19 protein-coding genes and 4 pseudogenes are annotated in these 17203 nt (G+C 44.8%); 7 read left to right on the top strand and 16 right to left on the bottom strand.

What is annotated here, in order from left to right; genetic code table 11:
- Nucleotides 1-543, bottom strand: coding sequence for a flavodoxin family protein (locus CWC46_RS09275; RefSeq protein ID WP_021016869.1), 543 nt, complete (start codon nucleotides 541-543; stop codon nucleotides 1-3).
- A gap of 146 nt (nucleotides 544-689) precedes the next feature.
- Here CWC46_RS09275 and CWC46_RS09270 point away from each other — a divergent pair, with 146 nt between their 5' ends.
- Together CWC46_RS09270 and CWC46_RS09265 are read left to right on the top strand one after the other, a co-directional pair.
- The gene (locus tag CWC46_RS09270) at nucleotides 690-1688 is read left to right on the top strand and encodes a LysR substrate-binding domain-containing protein (RefSeq protein ID WP_021016870.1); all 999 of its coding nucleotides are present in this window, start codon (nucleotides 690-692) and stop codon (nucleotides 1686-1688) included.
- Nucleotides 1689-1889: 201 nt separating this feature from the next.
- Nucleotides 1890-2179 (top strand): annotated as a pseudogene (locus tag CWC46_RS09265) (helix-turn-helix domain-containing protein).
- Between the two features lie 49 nt (nucleotides 2180-2228).
- On the opposite strand, the gene CWC46_RS09260 reads toward CWC46_RS09265, so the two are convergent.
- The 3 genes from CWC46_RS09260 to CWC46_RS09250 are packed head-to-tail and all read right to left on the bottom strand — an operon-like array spanning nucleotide 2229 to nucleotide 3047.
- A complete protein-coding gene (locus CWC46_RS09260) occupies nucleotides 2229-2399 on the bottom strand; it encodes a DUF3363 domain-containing protein (RefSeq protein WP_021016872.1) in 171 nt (56 codons plus the stop codon).
- Entirely contained in the window at nucleotides 2399-2701 is a 303-nt protein-coding gene (locus CWC46_RS09255) for a JAB domain-containing protein (protein WP_021016873.1), read from the bottom strand. The genes CWC46_RS09260 and CWC46_RS09255 overlap by 1 nt, the downstream gene beginning before the upstream one ends.
- Nucleotides 2652-3047, bottom strand: coding sequence for a helix-turn-helix domain-containing protein (locus tag CWC46_RS09250; protein ID WP_037381941.1), 396 nt, complete (start codon nucleotides 3045-3047; stop codon nucleotides 2652-2654). The genes CWC46_RS09255 and CWC46_RS09250 overlap by 50 nt, the downstream gene beginning before the upstream one ends.
- 124 nt (nucleotides 3048-3171) lie before the next feature.
- On the opposite strand from CWC46_RS09250, the pseudogene CWC46_RS09245 reads away from it, so the two are divergent.
- Nucleotides 3172-3368 (top strand): annotated as a pseudogene (locus tag CWC46_RS09245) (IS3 family transposase); the annotation flags it as partial.
- Nucleotides 3369-3505: 137 nt separating this feature from the next.
- Here CWC46_RS09245 and CWC46_RS09240 read toward each other — a convergent pair.
- Complete coding sequence (locus tag CWC46_RS09240) at nucleotides 3506-3790, bottom strand: MFS transporter (RefSeq protein ID WP_084297653.1); 285 nt, start codon at nucleotides 3788-3790, stop codon at nucleotides 3506-3508.
- On the bottom strand, nucleotides 3784-3981 hold the full coding sequence (locus tag CWC46_RS09235; RefSeq protein ID WP_021016875.1) for a major facilitator transporter: 198 nt from the start codon (nucleotides 3979-3981) through the stop codon (nucleotides 3784-3786). Before CWC46_RS09235 ends, CWC46_RS09240 begins: the two co-directional genes overlap by 7 nt.
- A 133-nt stretch (nucleotides 3982-4114) precedes the next feature.
- Between CWC46_RS09235 and CWC46_RS23625 the strand changes: the two genes are divergently transcribed.
- Both CWC46_RS23625 and CWC46_RS23620 read left to right on the top strand, forming a co-directional pair.
- Entirely contained in the window at nucleotides 4115-4252 is a 138-nt protein-coding gene (locus CWC46_RS23625; RefSeq protein ID WP_201797193.1) for a MerR family DNA-binding transcriptional regulator, read from the top strand.
- 30 nt (nucleotides 4253-4282) lie between these two features.
- Nucleotides 4283-4564, top strand: coding sequence for a MerR family DNA-binding protein (locus CWC46_RS23620; protein ID WP_201797192.1), 282 nt, complete (start codon nucleotides 4283-4285; stop codon nucleotides 4562-4564).
- Nucleotides 4565-4739: 175 nt separating this feature from the next.
- Here the strand turns inward: CWC46_RS23620 and CWC46_RS09225 are convergent.
- Nucleotides 4740-4850: pseudogene (locus CWC46_RS09225) on the bottom strand (GMP synthase (glutamine-hydrolyzing)); the annotation flags it as partial.
- Between the two features lie 36 nt (nucleotides 4851-4886).
- The gene (locus CWC46_RS09220; protein WP_021016876.1) at nucleotides 4887-6080 is read right to left on the bottom strand and encodes an IS256 family transposase; all 1194 of its coding nucleotides are present in this window, start codon (nucleotides 6078-6080) and stop codon (nucleotides 4887-4889) included.
- Between the two features lie 456 nt (nucleotides 6081-6536).
- Between CWC46_RS09220 and CWC46_RS09215 the strand changes: the two genes are divergently transcribed.
- A complete protein-coding gene (locus CWC46_RS09215; protein ID WP_021016877.1) occupies nucleotides 6537-6956 on the top strand; it encodes an Rrf2 family transcriptional regulator in 420 nt (139 codons plus the stop codon).
- A 65-nt stretch (nucleotides 6957-7021) separates the two neighbouring features.
- Nucleotides 7022-7768, top strand: coding sequence for an SDR family NAD(P)-dependent oxidoreductase (locus CWC46_RS09210; RefSeq protein WP_021016878.1), 747 nt, complete (start codon nucleotides 7022-7024; stop codon nucleotides 7766-7768).
- Nucleotides 7769-8395: 627 nt separating this feature from the next.
- Here the strand turns inward: CWC46_RS09210 and CWC46_RS23230 are convergent.
- The 8 genes and pseudogenes from CWC46_RS23230 to guaA form a co-directional block, all read right to left on the bottom strand.
- Nucleotides 8396-8623 (bottom strand): annotated as a pseudogene (locus CWC46_RS23230) (LysR family transcriptional regulator); the annotation flags it as partial.
- 37 nt (nucleotides 8624-8660) lie between these two features.
- A protein-coding gene (locus CWC46_RS09205) for an IS3 family transposase (protein WP_101377486.1) occupies nucleotides 8661-10186 on the bottom strand; the annotation gives its coding sequence in 2 pieces (ribosomal slippage) (nucleotides 8661-9742 and nucleotides 9742-10186; 1527 coding nt in all).
- A 28-nt stretch (nucleotides 10187-10214) separates the two neighbouring features.
- A complete protein-coding gene (locus tag CWC46_RS09200; protein WP_021016881.1) occupies nucleotides 10215-11069 on the bottom strand; it encodes an aldehyde dehydrogenase family protein in 855 nt (284 codons plus the stop codon).
- A 253-nt stretch (nucleotides 11070-11322) separates the two neighbouring features.
- Nucleotides 11323-11991, bottom strand: a complete 669-nt coding sequence (locus CWC46_RS09195; RefSeq protein ID WP_021016882.1) for a Rossmann-fold NAD(P)-binding domain-containing protein — start codon at nucleotides 11989-11991, stop codon at nucleotides 11323-11325.
- Nucleotides 11992-12021: 30 nt separating this feature from the next.
- On the bottom strand, nucleotides 12022-13023 hold the full coding sequence (locus CWC46_RS09190) for an AraC family transcriptional regulator (protein ID WP_084297654.1): 1002 nt from the start codon (nucleotides 13021-13023) through the stop codon (nucleotides 12022-12024).
- Complete coding sequence (locus tag CWC46_RS09185; protein ID WP_021016884.1) at nucleotides 13020-13784, bottom strand: SDR family NAD(P)-dependent oxidoreductase; 765 nt, start codon at nucleotides 13782-13784, stop codon at nucleotides 13020-13022. The genes CWC46_RS09190 and CWC46_RS09185 overlap by 4 nt, the downstream gene beginning before the upstream one ends.
- Nucleotides 13785-14128: 344 nt before the next feature.
- Nucleotides 14129-15316 (bottom strand): tyrosine-type recombinase/integrase, encoded by a 1188-nt coding sequence (locus tag CWC46_RS09180; RefSeq protein WP_021016885.1) that lies wholly within the window; start codon nucleotides 15314-15316, stop codon nucleotides 14129-14131.
- 307 nt (nucleotides 15317-15623) lie between these two features.
- On the bottom strand, nucleotides 15624-17201 hold the full coding sequence (gene guaA / locus CWC46_RS09175) for a glutamine-hydrolyzing GMP synthase (RefSeq protein WP_021016886.1): 1578 nt from the start codon (nucleotides 17199-17201) through the stop codon (nucleotides 15624-15626).
- Nucleotides 17202-17203: the final 2 nt, after the last annotated feature.

Here is a 17203-nt window from a genome sequence, read left to right as displayed (position 1 = left end):
TTAAATAGTTAAGTTAGTATTAAGATATTCTTTTATTGAAAATAGAAATTTCTTATCTTTCAAAATGTCGCCACATAATTCAGCGGAACCTTTGAATGATTGACATAATGTCATGCCTAAATAGTCGCAAATATATCTGAACTGAGTGATGATAATATCAGATTTTAATTCTGGATTATCCCCTCCTATTAATATAGTAATTATCTTCTTTCCCTTACATTTTTTTCGAAAGTCAGGGATTTTATTCAAAGATTCTGAAAACCTGTCAATAAACACTTTCATCGTTCCTGAGATACCATACCAATAGACAGGGGAAATAAAAATGACAATTTCACTAGCCAAAAACTTATTGATCAAAAAATCATAATCATCGTTTACTAATTTATATTTAGTTGCAGTTTCTCGATAATCTTCATACTGTTCTATATTATATTCTTTTAATCTTATTTCCTCAAACTCACGTTCGGAAAACACATCTTTCACAACAATTCCACTATTACTCGGATAACGCGAGCTTCCATTAAAAATGAGAAATTTATTCATAACCTTGGTCCTATCAGCAATGATGTTTACTTAGATTATAGAAACGACAGAAAACATCATGAATTACATAACCACATTATGGGTTATTATTAGCTAAACTTATGTGTTGAGCACATTATCCGACAGGATTCGATCTGAAATAAATAGTGGTTTTATTTATTGATTTATTACTGATAGTTTATAATCTAACTTTTAGATGTAACTTGGGTACTGGCGTGGACTATCTAAAAAGTGTAAAGGCATTCATTCTCGCCGCTGATAAAGGTAGCTTTACTGCTGCAGCGGAAGCGATGGGGATCACTCCAGCGATGGTGGGCAAGCATATCCGTGAACTGGAAAATAGACTTGGTTATCAACTAATTCACCGCACCACACGGCGCCAAGGACTTACCGAGACGGGACTGCGCTTTTACGCATATGGTTTACAAATACTCTCTGCTGTGCATGAAGCAGATACCTTGATTCACCATCTTAACGAGGAAGTCTCCGGCGATTTACGCATCAGCGCACCGGTGGCATTTGGTAACCGCGTCCTCACACCAATGTTAACGCCCTTTCTCTTACGTTATCCCGAAGTGAACATTGATTTGGTTCTCACCGATCGGCGGGTCAACCTGATTGAAGAACGGTTCCAGATAGCTATCCGTATTGGTAATATACAGGATGAAGGTCTTATAGCTCTGCCAATGCCGCCGTACCGCATGGTTCTGGCGGCATCCCCCAGTTACCTGGAAACATACGGCACACCAAGCACACCGGACGAATTATCACGCCATAACTGTATTAGCTTCACACAGTGGCGGTCGAACCACTGTTGGCTGATGGACGGACCGGACGGGCGCTATGAAGTGGAAATTGTTCCTCGTTTAACAGTTGACTCAGGCGATGCTATACGTGAGGCGGCATTATCCGGTCTGGGAATTGCACTGAATTCCTCTGTCATGTTAGAGCCAGATATTCTTTCCGGGAAACTTATCCGAGTGCTTCCGTGTTACACGCCCCCTGCACGCCCAATGCACCTTGTTCGTTTGCCTGTCAGGCCGATGCCTTCATCAGTTTCAGCGTTTATTGAGTATTTGTCGCAAGAGCTTCTTATTGGCAATACTGAACACAATAGCCAACAGCCTCATACACCCCAGCATTAAATCGGTCACAGGAATCGAACTTACAACATTCACATATTCATACCTTCATTCATTAGCAATCCTTTATCTTTATAAAAATTACTTAATTTAAGCGCAAAAAAAGAACCAAAATAAAGTATTAGTTTCATTTTAAAAGGATATTTTCAAGAAGAACAATGCAGATACTGTGATAACCAATCATAGTCTGATCAACAGGGTAACATAGTGATTGGTAAGCACTTGAGACTGGCAAGGGTCAATACAGATTTAACCCAGGCGGAGCTCGGACAGCAGGGCGGGATTGATGAAGAATCGGCTGGTTCGCGTATCAGTCAGTATAAAAAGGAAACCCATGGTCCAGATTTCAAGCTGGTCTGCCGATTCGCAGCGGTACTGGATGTGCCGGAAGCCTATTTCTATGCTGTAGACGATGATCTGGCGAAACTGATTATGCAATATCATCACTATAAAAAAACAATCCTAATTCTACGTTGTTGATTACGCCGCAGTAGAACGTCATTCAAAAACGAACGGCTTTATATTCATTGTTAGTTTAACGTATTAACTGATAGTGGGTCCTTTTTGCCGACCGAATTCCCAGGTTCCCCAGTTGCCACGCATGGTTACAGCCATCTGCTGTCCCAAGCGTGGTTCAATTACCGGTTTCCATGGTACCAAACTGAATCCTAGACCGTCATCCAGCATCATCGCGTAACGTCCACTAGAGAGCATCACGCTGCGCCGGTAAATACCGCCGATACCGTACCGTGGAACATCTCAGCATATTCAGTCAATCGATGCTGAGTATCGAGAAACAAGACCGTGAAAACCTCGCTCTCGAAGCCAGCCAGCTTGGCCCACAAGTAATCCTTCGCCAGGTGCTGCGACGTGAGTGCAGCACCACGCAACATATTCTGATCGATAATCTGACGCGCTGCATCCAAGATTTGTCCATCCGTCGCTGGCATATAACGTCCCTGGACATCACGCACCAGCAGCGATGAGTTCAGTATAGAGAAAGCATGTTGCGACATAATCGTGCTCCGCTTGTTCGGGCGAAATTGCCTGAAACCGTCTCAGCACGGCGCAGCGCGCAGGCCTATGAGGGCCGGAGCTGTCAGAGCGAAACCGGATAGTTGGCAAGTACAGCGGCTCATCCGTTTCAGCCAGTAACTGTTCCAACAGATGCATCCTGGCTAAAAATATATATTTATAGGGTGCCATGCCGAAGATATTTTTAAATACCCGCGAAAAATGAAACTTGCTTAATGATACCACTGCCGCCATCTCATCAAGCGACGATTCGGCATTCAAATTGGCCATAATATAGTCTCGAACGGCTTCTTTTCTGACCGTGGAGAAAGTCACGCCAGCCGGCATATCAATAGTGTTGATCCCCGCATAATGTTTCAGGATATGGAGCGAAAGCAGTGCAGAAATCGCATCACCATAAAAGCGGCCAAGCAGGGTAGGTCACAATTCAATCGGTATTGACATATAAGACCGTAAACCGGTGGAAAGCGTGATTGTTCACAGCGAATAGGGCAGCCAATACGGCAGCGATGACTGGCAGCGGTTCTGTCGGGACAATAACCTTTCACCGATTATGAGCCGTCGTGGCAACTGCTGGGATAATGCGGTGGCAGAATCGTCCCTTAGTTCATTAAAAAAGAGCGCATCAGGAAGCGGATATATAAAACCATGGCATTACCGATGAATCATACCCATCAAAATACCACGGTCAAACCGTGCTTGGCGATGCGAAAATTTGCCAGACAGTGCTAGGCTGAAAACGCAAAAAGCCCGCAGTTATGCGGGCTTGGAGGTGTTTATTGCTTTTACATGCAGGCTATTGCCAGATGCGAAATCATTCCACCGATATTAGAGAAGGCTTGTTGCAACCCCATAAATTGGCTGCGCTTTGCACCCGAATAATAATCAGTAATGAGGGCGGTTACCGCCGTCATCAGTCCTGCAACACAGATCCCTAAAATTGCGCGGCTAATAAGAATACTTTCGAGAGATGGCAACCGTGCCCCCGCCGCCCCAGTAATAGCAAACACGACCGTTGCAATGATGATTTGCTCTTTTCGACCGAATTTATCGGCTGTCCAGCCTAGAATTGGCGCAAAATAACCACAAAAAACGCGGGGAGTGGCAGCAGCATTTTGACCAAAAAATCAGCAGAAGGTGTTCCCGAGAACTCATCAGCCAACCCCGGTAACGCAGGCGCAATTGTGGCATTAGACATAACCGTTAGTGTGGAGCTCAGTAACAAACACAGAGCGCTGAGATCGAATAATTTTAGTTTCATGATAGCGTTTCCTAGGCATATAGAGTCGTTTTTCAACCGCACCTTCCCAGCCCTTTGATTCAAAAGTGAGATTGAATGAGTTGAATTTTTCATCTATTCTGAAACCTTAACTTAAGTTGAGGTCAAGTAGAAAATGCGAAAAATTATCATGCCTGAATGGATTTCGGTGGGAATCTTGAGTGAAAGAACTGGTGTATCGATATCAGCCTTACATTTTTATGAAAGGAAAGGCTTAATTAAAAGTCAACGAAACGCTTCTAACCACCGGTAATATCCTAAGCATGTTATTCGCATTGTCTCTTTGATTCAGGTCGCTCAACGGACAGGGTTTTCGTTAGACGATATCTTATTAGAGCTTGAAGAATTGCCCACTCGAAACCGAGTGACCATAGAGGATTGGGAAGCGTTGGGATTACGCTGGCAAAAAGAGCTTGATAGGAAGATCACTCAATTAACGGAGCCGAAAAGTATGATGGCTGATTGTATTGGCTGTGGCTGCCTCTCTCTTGAAAGATGCAAACTTCTCAACCCATATGATGAGTTAGGTACAAAGGGAACCGGTCCAAGACGCATGACAGAATAAGTATGAATTAGTACAAGTAAAGGATCACTCATATAAAAAACGAGCGTCTGAACAGCTTAAGTTGATGGATATATTTGATTCTATGCGAATTATTTAAATAAAAAGGCCAATCAGAATTACTAACTGGCCTTTCATCTATTTTACAAGGCATGATTAGCTATTTTGATGGCAAGCCCTACTCCCACTCAATCGTGGCTGGTGGCTTACCTGAAATATCGTAAACAACGCGAGAAATGCTGCTGACTTAATTGATGATGCGGTTAGAGACCTTACCTAAGAAATCGTAGAGGGCGTTCAAAAATCTGTGTCAGGTAAATACGGTCTAAACTTGTAAATACTCGTCTAACCGCCCTTCAAAGTATATCGCAAATTGAGACAATGCTAAGTTCCAGTTGGCAACTGGCATTGTCCATTTTTCTTGAGCATTCAATATGCCAGCATACAACAAACTGTTTTCATTTGGAAATGCGCCTTTCGACTTGGTTAATTTCCTAAATTGACGATGAACTGCTTCAACTGCATTTGTTGTATAAATAACTTTTCTAATGTTTTCAGGGTATTGGAAGTAAATACTCAGCTTATCCCACTTTTTACGCCAAGACTCGATAACAATCGGATATTGAGCGCCCCATTTTTGCTCTAACTCACCCAATGCGGTTTCGGCTGCCAGTTTCGTATTCGCTCGGTAAACTGGCTTTAAATCCGCCATAAACGCTTTATGGTGCTTAGAGCCAACATACTTAATTGAATTGCGAATTTGGTGAATAATACACAGCTGAACCTGAGTTTTGGGGAAGATAGTTTCGATGGCATCAGGGAAACCGGTTAATCCATCAATACAGGAAATTAAAATGTCTTTCACCCCTCGATTTTGTAAGTCCGTTAACACAAATAACCAATGATTGGCGCCTTCCGTTTCAGACACATACAAACCGAGTAATTGTTTTTGACCTTCAACATTTAACCCTAAAATGGTGTAAACGGCCTTGCTGACATAACGGCCTTCGTCTTTGACTTTATAATGAATAGCATCTAACCACACTATGGGATAGACCGCATCTAATGGACGAGATTGCCAGGCTTTAAGCTGTGGCACTAATTGGTCAGTGACAGCCGTAATTGAAGCTTCTGAGATTTCTAATCCATATAAATCAGCGACATGCTTTCGGATATCTCGGTAACTGAACCCCATTGAAAACATGGAGAGAATTTTAAGGTCTATTTCTTCAGATAATTTGGTCTGATTTTTCTTCACCAACTGAGGTTCGAAACTTCCAGCCCTATCTCTGGGCGTTTCTAATTCAAACTCACCGGTTGAGGTTTTAATCGTTTTAGACGTTGAGCCATTTTTACGATTGGGCTGGGTATCATCTTCAAGATGCTGCTCTAGTTCGGCTTTTAAAGCGGCTTCTGTCAGCTGCTTGATTAATGGGGTGAGAACGCCATCTTTACCAACTAATGCTTTCCCAGATTGAAGTTGTTTTAATGCTTCATTGAAATCAAATTCTTGAGTCATGTGTCACTCCTGTTTATCTAAATCATAGATTGAAGTGACACAGATTTCTAAACACTACCAAATCGTATGGTAAGTGTGCCCAATGCGCCGTCATAGCATTTATAGTGTGGGTGTCTTGTTTATTTGCTGATTTCGCCAGTCCCTTCTCAGTTAGTGTCACCGATTCCGATTTGCCAACTGAATTATGAATACAGTTTTACTCTTGGGTAGTTTTAACCCGTGGGTCAGATTATTCCCTCACCTTCTTGTTTCTTACTGAACGGTATCTTAGGTATTTAAAGCCTGTATTCACAAGGTTAGTAAAACATGAATCAATCCATAACTTCCACACTCGGCATCGATATTTCAAAAAAGAAGTTTGATGTGGCGCTTCATTTACCCTGACCCCAATTACTTTCAATGTAGTTTCATAAAACACATGTTGCTATATAGATACTATTTAAGTATCCTATTTGAATGTCAAACTCAAACACACAATTTTCAATAGCCGTTCATATCCTTGTAGGGATAGCAAAGTACGGTAAAGTTAATTCTAGCGAGCTGGCGGGAAGTGTTAACGCAAATCCAATTTTTATAAAACGGATTCTTGCTAAGCTTTCTTCTTCAGGTCTTATTAGCTCCTCATCTGGAAGAAATGGTGGGAGTGTTTTGGCACGCCAAGCAGAAAATATCACTTTGCTTGACGTATACAAGGCTGTAGATGCGCCCAAAGCGTTCATGGTGCATAGTTACCCTAAAAATATGTCGTGCAAAATCAGCACCCATATTCAGCCCGCAATGGATGAAGTCCTTGACGACGTGCAAACCGTTTTAGAAGAAAAGCTTAAGTCTGAATCAATTCAAGATATGTTGAAAAAAGTAGCACAAAGGGGATAGCTTTTTTTTGCCGCATAAGGATACTATTAAAGTATCCTTATAGTAATATTGATTTTGGAGAAAAAATGAAAAAACTTAAAGGTAAAATAGCACTTGTAACTGGGGGAAACTCAGGAATTGGTTTTGCAATAGCAAAGAAATTTATACAAGAAGGAGCAAGTGTAATCATTACGGCTCGCAGGAAAGTAAAACTCGATCAAGCTGTTGAAGAACTAGGTGAAAAAGCAACAGGTTTTCAAGCTGACATTTCCAAACTTGATGAGCTGGATAATCTATACCAAATGATTAAGGAAAAATTCGGCCATTTGGATATTGTTGCCGCTAATGCTGGTGGTGGGGAACTACAAGCGCTTGGTGAAATCACAGAAGAAAGCTATTACAGTACTTATGATACAAACGTAAAAGGCGTCATTTTTACAGTTCAAAAAGCACTTCCTTTAATGTCTTCTTCAGCATCCATTATTTTAACAGGATCGACGGCTTCAGCGGGAGGAACACCTGCATTTAGCGTCTATAGCTCTAGCAAAAGTGCAGTCAGGAACCTAGCTCGTAGTTGGATTCTCGACCTTAAAGGAAAGGGTATTCGCATCAACGTGTTAAGCCCTGGCTCAACAGAAACCCCGGGGCTTGCTGGACTTGTCCCTGAAGCGCATAAAGATGAGTTCATTTCGTCATTTACGTCACAAGTACCGCTAGGAAGACTTGCAGAACCAAGTGAAATAGCGTCTGTTGCTGCATTCCTTGCATCTGATGATGCAAGCTATATAAACGGAGCAGAACTCTTTGTTGATGGTGGGTTAGCCCAAATTTAAAAGGCATAAAATAGAGGATAGTTTATCAAAATATTATAGATAGGCTTCCCCACTATGATTATTGCTACATTAGAAGCAAAATGGATTTATTTAAGCGGTAATAGACGAATTGAAGAGTTAGCCCCTCGCTCTTACCTACTGAGAACGTCACACAAGCGCTTTTGTGGTTTCCATCACTTTAAATACATAACAAGGAATTGTACCGGATTCCGTAAACTATCGCGTTTTTTGCAAAGGATCGCAAAAAACGCGATAGTTTACTCCACCGATGAATTCGGCGTTAATGTCCGCTTTACGGCGATAGCTTAATCAAAATTTAATATGCTAAATGACCGTTTTTCGCTCGAAGCCGAACTTCGGATTTGTGACAGTTGCTGCTGTTGATACGACGGTAGCTCAATACGTTTTGCAGTATTTTATATACCAGTTCTTGAACAATACCAGACGCCGGTGATACAGCTATCCCTCGTTTACCCTCAAAGCAAGCATTTAAACCTGTCATTTCGAGTTTTCGCTGATTGGATTCAATCCGTTTTGACTACGGCTTAACAATTTAATTGCTCATTTACAAACGAATTTGGAAAAGCGTCACTGGTTTTAGAACCAATAAAGAGAAAGTAACACTCCCTAAACAAGATACGGTTCTAATATTTCTTCTAGCCACTGTTTAAAACATCGAACTCGTTTTGATAGATTACGCCGATGAGTAACGACTAAGGATGCAATAAGTGGCTCAGGACATAGATTTGGTAAGACCTCCACCAGCCTCCCATTTTCTATATATACATTAAGAGCTGGTTGCCCTGCCTGAATAAGCCCAACCCCAGCCAATCCGCATTCATGATAAGCTTGCACCGGTAGCTGTCAACGAAGTTGACACCCTTATTCGTTTTTACGCTGCAGATTTTAGCCCGGTTTCTGGCTTGTCTGGATTCAACATTACTACATCTACCCGCTGCCACTGACGGCATGAGGCTGACCACCGTTCCGGTCGGGCTTTTTTAGCCATGTCATACAAGGCTTTTCGTTTTGCCAGCAGGCTTATATCTTCTCCCTGATGCCGTTGTTCTGGTGTGACATAACCGATCGCGCTATGCCGATGCTCCTTGTTATACCACTGGCTAAAGCCCTCCACCCAACGCCGGGCTTCCGCCAGATCCAGGAAGCCTGATGACGGCCACGACGGAACATATTTTAGCGTTCTGAACAGCGACTCCACATACGGATTATCGTTGCTGACTCGTGGTCGGCTGTGCGAACCCGTGATGCTCAGTTCTTCCAGTTTCACTTTCAGCGTCTGGGATTTCATCGGCGCACCATTGTCGGCATGTAACACTAACGGATGGCGGTAACACCGTTCACGTAACACGGTGCGGTGCAGCAGCGCGGCCGCTCGCTCGCCGCTTTCCTCTTCGTGAACCTCGTAACCGACGATTTTACGGCTAAAAATATCTTCTATCAGATACAGATAAAAATAGCGGCCGCGAACCCTGGAGGCCAGCCAGGTGACGTCCCACGTCCACACTTGGCATGGCCCGACAGCCTGATAGCTGGTCGGTTTATTCACCTTCAGCGGTGCGCGGCTACGGCCACGGTGATGTACTTGACCCTGCCGCCGCAGTACCCGGTAAAACGTCGATTCACTGGCCAGATAGAGGCCCTTGTCCGCCAGCCGTGGCACGATCTGCGCCGGCGGCAGGCTGGCATATTCCGGCTCATTACATACCGTGACTATCTGATGCTCTTCTTCGGCGGTCAGTTTATTGGCCGGTACCGGACGCTCTGCCGTGGGGCGACGGTCTTCAGCCTGGTTATTCCAGCGCCGCCAGGTGCTCAGGCTTAACCCTGCTTCCCGACAAGCGGGGAGCAGACGTGCGCCGGCGCTCATGGCTTCACGTATCCATCGGATCAGTTGCACGCGTTCGTGAGCGGGGGTCAGTCGTCCTCGTCCGCCTCGCCGTAATACTGATTCAGCTTTTTTCTCAGGACCAGCAGGGCTGCCGCCTCCGCCAGGGCCTTTTCTTTGCGCGCCAATTCACGCTCCAGCCCTTTGATTTTCTTTTGGGCCTGTTTTTGCGACTGCCGGGTATCGACTTGTGGCGTCTGGAGAAAATCCTGTTTCCACTGCGCTATTTGTTCAGGATAAAGCCCTTTGCGACGGCAGTATTCGCTCAGTTCGGTTTCACTGAGTGTGGCGGTTTCAACGATGACGGCAAAACGGGCTTCTGTCGACCAAAGGTCTGTGGTTTTGTTGGCTCCGGGCACCGGTTTTCCCTCCAATTTGGCTTGGACCCGCCAATGATAAAGGGTAGCTTCCGATATCCCTTCCTGTTGTGCAAGTGCGGTGACGGTCATGTTGTAAGGAGGAAGTAATTTAGCCAATACAGCGGCCTTACGCTCTGGTGAATAACGTTTCATAACAGGCTCCGTTGCCCCATAGAGATTTTCAGTTTGGGGTGTCAACTATCCTGCCAGAGGGGGTATTCATGAAACTGGTCATCAGAATAAACGGAATTGCCTGTTCTAGGTTGGCATCTTCCAGGATGATGTGTGGGGATTTACCACCCAGTTCTAAAGTGACGCGTTTAAGTGTTGCAGCACCATCGCGAGCAATGGTTTTTCCTACCACTGTAGAGCCTGTAAAAGAGATTTTTGCCACATCAGGGTTGCGGGTTATCTCGGCACCGACCACATCACCACGACCGTTGACAATATTAATCAAACCAGCGGGTAAATTTGCTGCGTGAACACACTCCATAATCACTTGTGTTTGTAGTGCACTCATTTCACTTGGTTTTGTCACAACAGGACACCCCGCCGCTAATGCAGAAGCTGTTTTGTTGCAAAAATACATTATGTTCGCATTCCATGGCGTAATGTGGCCAGCAACACCAACAGGGTGAAGTGACACTTCTGTGTCACCTACCATTTCCTTAAAGGTCATATTCTGTAAGGCTTCTTTGGCACTTAAGATTACGCCCGCCGCACCTTGAACAAGATATTGCGCCATCCGTATTGGACAGCCATACTCTTTCACTAGTGCCTCAACGTGATCATCTAAGCGGTCCACGATAGCATCATGAAGTCTTTGTAAGTACTCTGCTCGTTGTTCAGGTGTTGATTTTGCGTAGCTTTTGAAAGCCTGTTTTGCCGCAGTGATCGCTCGTTGTGTATCTTCTTCATTACCGAGTACAACTTGACCAATGATTTCCTGAGTCGATGGGTTGATAAGATCGGCAACATCATTACCGTGGGATTCCACGAAGTCGCCATTGATATAATGTTTAGTAATGATTTGCATAAAGCACTCCTGAATTGGTGAGTTTTAACGTCGGTTGCCAGCATTAAGGTTGCCCTCTATACATCTTTGAGAAGGCGCGTTCTCTTACTTAACTGATACTGATTGTATCTCGGCCAATTTGATTTTGACTTGCAGATGACGCCAAAGTTATTGCGGATGGCGTCAATTGTTTCTTGATAAAATGGTCAAACTTGGGGGATGGAGGACGGTGGTAAGAAGAAGGCTCTTTTTCGCAAAGAGCCGGAATTAGGCGTTATTGTTTTGCCAGCATTGCGATGTCTTTGACTTCCAGGATGGGCGTGTAGTACCCATATCTCGCGGCGTTAAGCATGGCCTGACCTATATCTCGTGTTGTTAGAATATACGCTGGGAGCAGTCGCTTTAATAATGGGAATAGCGGCTTCATTATTTGGTAAAAAATACGATAGCTAGCCGTTTTCGAACGAATATTGTCTAAAGGTTGTATTACTGCTGGCCGGAATAGGTATACGGCAGAAAACCCACAACTGAGCAGCGCATTTTCTGTTGAACCTTTCACTCGTGCCCACATGGTTTTTCCTTGTTCACTACTATCGGTACCGGCACCAGAGACATAAATAAAAGTCATGTTTGTATTGTTCTGCACCAGTGTATAAGCGGCGGACAACGTAAGATCGTAAGTAACCGCATGATATTGTTGTTCATTCATTCCTGATGAAGACTGACCAAGACAGAAAAAGCAGGCATCTATTCTCGGCAATTGTTCAATCAATTGCGGTAATAGGGTGAAGTCTTCACATATTATTTGAGTCAGTCGCTTGTCAGTACTCGTGAGTGGTCTTCTTCCGATAACAAAAATCTGCTCTACATCCGCCTCGGATAAAGCTTCGCGTAAAGCCCCTTGACCTACCATGCCGTTGGCACCAAAAATCAGTATGTTCATGCTACCTCTCACTAACAATAATGATGATTTCTAAATTTTGTTTCCCAATCGATGTTCCTCCCGCCATTTCGAGGGGGTGATACTTTCCCATGCCTGAAATGCGCGAAAGAAAGAGGCTTGATCTTCATAGCCGAGCATATAGGCAATTTCGCTTAGGTCATATTCGGTTTCTCTCAGATATTCAAGCGCCAGCTCATGACGGGTATCGGACAATATCGTCTGGAAGTTGCCCCCTTCACTACTGAGTTGTCGTTGCAATGTACGTTCGCTGATCGCCAATTCTCTCGCGATGCTCTTTAGTTCAGGACGTCCGGCAGTGAGGCTTTTTCGCAGCAACCAACGTACTTTATCTGACATTGATGCACTGGCTTGCTGTTGATCCAATTCATCATCCAAAGCTCTATCTAGCATGGCGGTCAGTTCGGTATTGAATTGGGTAAAGGGCAAATTCAGCATGCGATTACTGATATACAAGCTATCCTGTTTGGCATTCCACTTGATAGGGCACTGGAAATAATCGGCAACAGCCTGGGATTTTGCTCTGCTCAGTTCTAGTTTGATGTTCTGGATGGGATTTTCGGTACCGTTGCGTCCAAGAGCGATAATAGAAACAAACGTCGCGTCCGTCAGGGCCGATGGGGTATGGTTACCAGCAAACGGCCAGTGAGGTACAATTTTCGTGTATTTATCACCAGTTTCAAGTCTGAGCTGCTCTGGAGCACATAAAGATTTATATCTAACGACCCGTTGTACAGCATCAAGAAAGTTTTTAGCGTGATAGGCTACGAGAAAAGAAGGCGGCAAAACCTTACTATCCAGAGTGCTGGCAAGCTCAATACCCACATCTGGGCCTTTCAACTGCTCTAAGGCAGACCACAGCGCAAAAAATTGTGCCGTGGTGACTTTCGCTTGCTCCAGTCCCACTGAAAGTGGCAACTCTGCCTGTTTGATTAAGAGAGACCGGCTAATGTTAAGCCGGTCAACACCCAGCCAAAAAGCGCTGGGTAATTTGATTCGATCAGGAGTCATCATTTTGCCTGAAATCCACCGTCTATATTGAGAATGTGACCAGTCACAAAACTAGCTTCGTCGGACAGCAGCCATGCGATACCGTTGGCAATCTCTTCTGGTTTACCTAAACGGTTCATCGGATGCATGGCGCTGATGACTTCTTCATTATAGTTTTCATCGCTGCCGTCAAGTTGTTTGGCAATAATGTCGGTTTTGGTTGCGCCTGGTGCCACGCCATTAATACGGATCCCCTGAGCTGCATGATCAAGCGCCGCAGATTTAGTGAGTCCCACCACAGCATGTTTTGTGGCTGCGTAAGTGCCAGCCCATGGCATACCGTTTAAACCTGCAATAGAGGCAAGGTTGACAATTGAGCCATTTCCTTGTTTTAACATTTGGACAATCTCGTGTTTCATGCAGTAGTACAAACCTGAAACATTGGTGTCGAGCATAGCCTGAAAGTTAGCGCTATCGGAAAAGTTCAACGAAGCGGTTTCGTTTGAAATGCCCGAGTTATTGATTGCCATATCTAATTGACTAAATTTCTCAACGATTTGGTTAATCATCGACTGAACTGCTTGTTCATCTGTGACATCATTTTGAATGAACTCGACGATAGCTCCCTGTGTTGCTACCTTTTGAATTTCCTTAACCGCCTCGGCACCTTTGTCGATATTACGGCCAGAAATGATTACGTTAATGCCCTGGCTAATCAACTTCTTTGCTGTTGCCTTGCCAATACCTGTTGCTCCGCCAGTAATTAATGCTGTTTTATTCATCATAATTTTTTCCTCAGTGATTTGTGTTGACCAAATCATCATAGTGCGGAAAAGACATGATTGATTTGCAAAAGGCGCCAATTTAATTGCAAAAGGTGACAGATTGAAGAAAGCTAAGTGTTGATGGTGTATATGGGATTAGTATTATTTATGCGATAAGAACAAAACATTTCCTAAAGCTAAAATACATTTGTCCAAAAATGAGTTACGTTGAATATCTGTTATCTCAATAAGCTTAAAATGAGACGAGTCAAAAATAGTACTTGTATGGCTGTCAGATATGATTAATTTCTCATCACATCTGACAGATCAAGTTAAGACTTACTCGTATAATTGATAGCAAGATACTAAGTGGCCCACTCATCAATCATGTCAGCCCAATCCTGCAACATAGCCGTGCGCTGTTCTCGGTACTCGGCTTTGTTGTAAACTGCCCTCACCCCTTTCTGTTCGTGCGCCAGGCATTTTTCTATCCAGTCAGTGTTATACCCTGCTTCATGCAGCAATGTACTCGCTGTTCTACGTAGGTCATGCGGCCCAAACTTACTTAGTGACTGACCTTCCTTTTGCGCGGCTTTGTATGTCAAATCCATGACTCGGTTCATCGTCGCACTGCTCATTGGGGCATCGGAGTCATAACGAGAAGGAAGAATGTAATCAGACCCACCGGCAAATGTCTTCAAGGCGATCAAAATGTCCATCGCCTGGCGTGACAAAAATACCAGGTGAGGATTACGCCGTTTCATCCTCTCTTTAGAAATCGTCCACAACGCTTCGCTAAAGTTAATTTCGCTCCAGGTCGCATTGGTTAATTCGCTTTTACGTACCATGGTCAGCAACAGTAACTTTACCGCAGCACGAATCGAAGGCGTGGTTCCTACCTTTTCCATATAGCGGTACATCAAACCAATCTCAGCCGGTGTTAAGGTTCGGTCTCTTGGTTCAAATCGAGCGATACTTGCAGGCCTCACTAGGTCTGCCGGGTTCTCAACTTTCTGCCCTCTCTCAATAGCCCACCGATACACCTGGAGTACAATATCACGCGTGTGTACAGCCGTTGCGGGCGCTCCACGCTCTACTATCGAGTCAGTCAGTGAACGCAGATCCTCATGGGTAATTTCTGTAAGCTTCCAGTTACCAAATTTATCTTTAAGTTCTCGGGCATAGACTGAACGACGCATATCCCGGGTAGAATCGGCCATCTGATAGCCACGCAGCCATTTTATAGCCCAGGCACCAAAGGTTTCAGCATCTTTCGTTCTCGCCTTCGCACGGGCTTTCTCTTTGGCCGGTGACTTTCCATCAATAACCATTCTCTTCGCTTCATTGAGACGCTCACGCGCTTCTGCTAACGTGATGCCTCCGACTCCGTAGCGGCCAAAGGTGATGGTTTCTTGTCTGCCATTGATTGAGTAGTTGTAGCGAAAGGAGATAGACCCCGCTTTGGTGACAGCAACATAAAGACCATCACGGTCATTAACTTTGTAAAGTTTATCTTTAGGCTTGAGATTGCGTAGCTTGGTATCAGTCAGCATGTTTCGACCTATTATTCTTGTTTGATACCATGCTGAAAAACCTCTAAATAATTATGGATTAATCATTATAAAACAGATAGATATAAAAATTTAATACCATGCCCCATCAAAAACACTCAGCATGGTATCGGGCGTAATCCATGGTATTACTGATGAATCATACCCATCAAAATACCACGGTCAAACCGTGCTTGGCGTTGCCAGACATTGCCAAAAATGACTAAGCTAAAAACAAAAAAAGTCCGCAATTACGCGGACTTAAGTATGATTTGGTGCCTGTTAATGCCAGACCTTTCTTAAAGGAGCATTATTCCCACTCAATCGTCGCGGGTGGTTTTCCGGAGATGTCATAAACCACGCGGGAGATGCCGTCGACTTCATTGATGATGCGGTTGGAGCAACGACCGAGGAAATCATACGGTAGGTGCGCCCAGCGTGCGGTCATGAAATCGATGGTTTCTACTGCACGCAGTGAAACCACCCAATCGTATTTACGCCCATCGCCCATCACGCCCACCGAACGCACTGGCAGGAAAACAGTGAATGCCTGGCTGACTTTGTTGTACAAGTCGGCTTTATGCAGCTCTTCGATGAAGATCGCATCCGCACGACGCAACAGGTCGCAATACGCTTTCTTCACTTCGCCCAGTACACGAACGCCCAGACCTGGCCCCGGGAACGGATGGCGGTACAACATGTCATACGGCAGACCCAGTTCCAGACCAATCTTGCGGACTTCATCCTTGAACAGCTCTTTCAACGGCTCAACCAGACCCAACTTCATCTCTTTCGGCAAACCGCCGACATTATGGTGAGATTTAATGACATGCGCCTTGCCCGTTGCAGAAGCAGCAGATTCAATAACATCCGGGTAAATAGTGCCCTGCGCCAGCCATTTCACATCAGACTGCTTGCTGGCTTCTTCGTCAAATACTTCAACAAACACACGACCGATAATTTTACGTTTCGCTTCCGGCTCATCCACGCCCGCCAACGCACTCAGGAAGCGCTCTTCTGCCGGAACATGCACGATGTTCAAACCAAAGTGATCGCCAAACATGTCCAGCACCTGCTCAGCTTCATTCAGACGCAGCAATCCGTTATCCACGAACACGCAGGTGAGACGCTCGCCAATGGCACGATGTAGTAGCATGGCGGTCACGGAAGAATCCACACCACCAGACAGGCCGAGAATCACTTTATCATTCCCTACCTGCTCACGAAGGCGGGCCACAGCATCATCAATAATTTTGGCGGGTGTCCACAACGCTTCACACTGACAGATATCACGCACAAAGCGTTCTAATATGCGCTGTCCTTGACGGGTGTGTGTCACTTCTGGATGGAACTGAACGCCGTAAAAACGTTTCTCTTCATTCGCCATAATGGCAAACGGGCAAGTATCCGTGCTGGCAATGGTCACGAAATCCTGAGGAATCGCCGTCACTTTATCGCCATGACTCATCCACACATCCAACACTGGAACACCAAAACCGCTGATAGAATCCTGAATATCCCGAACCAGCGTGCAGTCCGCCTTGACTTCAACCTGCGCATAACCAAATTCACGCTCATTGGAACCTTCTACCGTCCCACCCAGTTGCATCGCCATGGTCTGCATGCCATAACACACACCCAGAACAGGCACGCCCGCCTGGAAGACATATTCCGGGGCACGTGGGCTATTGAACTCAGTGGTACTTTCCGGTCCACCGGAAAGAATAATCCCATTTGGATTGAATTCGCGGATTTGCGCTTCAGTGACATCCCATGCCCAAAGCTCACAGTAAACGCCCAGTTCACGAACCCGCCGTGCAACCAGCTGCGTATATTGAGAACCGAAATCCAGAATAAGAATGCGGTGTTGATGAATGTTTTCTGTCATGG

Source organism: Prodigiosinella confusarubida, from assembly GCF_002847015.1.
GTDB classification, from domain to species: Bacteria; Pseudomonadota; Gammaproteobacteria; order Enterobacterales; family Enterobacteriaceae; genus Prodigiosinella; species Prodigiosinella aquatilis.
The sequence above is the reverse complement of the archived record's forward strand: the minus strand, read 5'-3'. Positions and strand labels throughout refer to the sequence as shown.

Coding starts and splice junctions, on each gene's coding strand:
- CWC46_RS09275 (WP_021016869.1), bottom strand. CDS start 543: ATGAATAAATTTCTCATTTTTAATGGAAGCTCGCGTTATCCGAGTAAT.
- CWC46_RS09260 (WP_021016872.1), bottom strand. CDS start 2,399: ATGCTCTCTAGTGGACGTTACGCGATGATGCTGGATGACGGTCTAGGA.
- CWC46_RS09255 (WP_021016873.1), bottom strand. CDS start 2,701: ATGTCGCAACATGCTTTCTCTATACTGAACTCATCGCTGCTGGTGCGT.
- CWC46_RS09250 (WP_037381941.1), bottom strand. CDS start 3,047: ATGCCGGCTGGCGTGACTTTCTCCACGGTCAGAAAAGAAGCCGTTCGA.
- CWC46_RS09235 (WP_021016875.1), bottom strand. CDS start 3,981: ATGAAACTAAAATTATTCGATCTCAGCGCTCTGTGTTTGTTACTGAGC.
- CWC46_RS23625 (WP_201797193.1), top strand. CDS start 4,115: ATGCGAAAAATTATCATGCCTGAATGGATTTCGGTGGGAATCTTGAGT.
- CWC46_RS09220 (WP_021016876.1), bottom strand. CDS start 6,080: ATGACTCAAGAATTTGATTTCAATGAAGCATTAAAACAACTTCAATCT.
- CWC46_RS09215 (WP_021016877.1), top strand. CDS start 6,537: ATGTCAAACTCAAACACACAATTTTCAATAGCCGTTCATATCCTTGTA.
- CWC46_RS09210 (WP_021016878.1), top strand. CDS start 7,022: ATGAAAAAACTTAAAGGTAAAATAGCACTTGTAACTGGGGGAAACTCA.
- CWC46_RS09200 (WP_021016881.1), bottom strand. CDS start 11,069: ATGCAAATCATTACTAAACATTATATCAATGGCGACTTCGTGGAATCC.
- CWC46_RS09195 (WP_021016882.1), bottom strand. CDS start 11,991: ATGAACATACTGATTTTTGGTGCCAACGGCATGGTAGGTCAAGGGGCT.
- CWC46_RS09190 (WP_084297654.1), bottom strand. CDS start 13,023: ATGATGACTCCTGATCGAATCAAATTACCCAGCGCTTTTTGGCTGGGT.
- CWC46_RS09185 (WP_021016884.1), bottom strand. CDS start 13,784: ATGATGAATAAAACAGCATTAATTACTGGCGGAGCAACAGGTATTGGC.
- CWC46_RS09180 (WP_021016885.1), bottom strand. CDS start 15,316: ATGCTGACTGATACCAAGCTACGCAATCTCAAGCCTAAAGATAAACTT.
- guaA (WP_021016886.1), bottom strand. CDS start 17,201: ATGACAGAAAACATTCATCAACACCGCATTCTTATTCTGGATTTCGGT.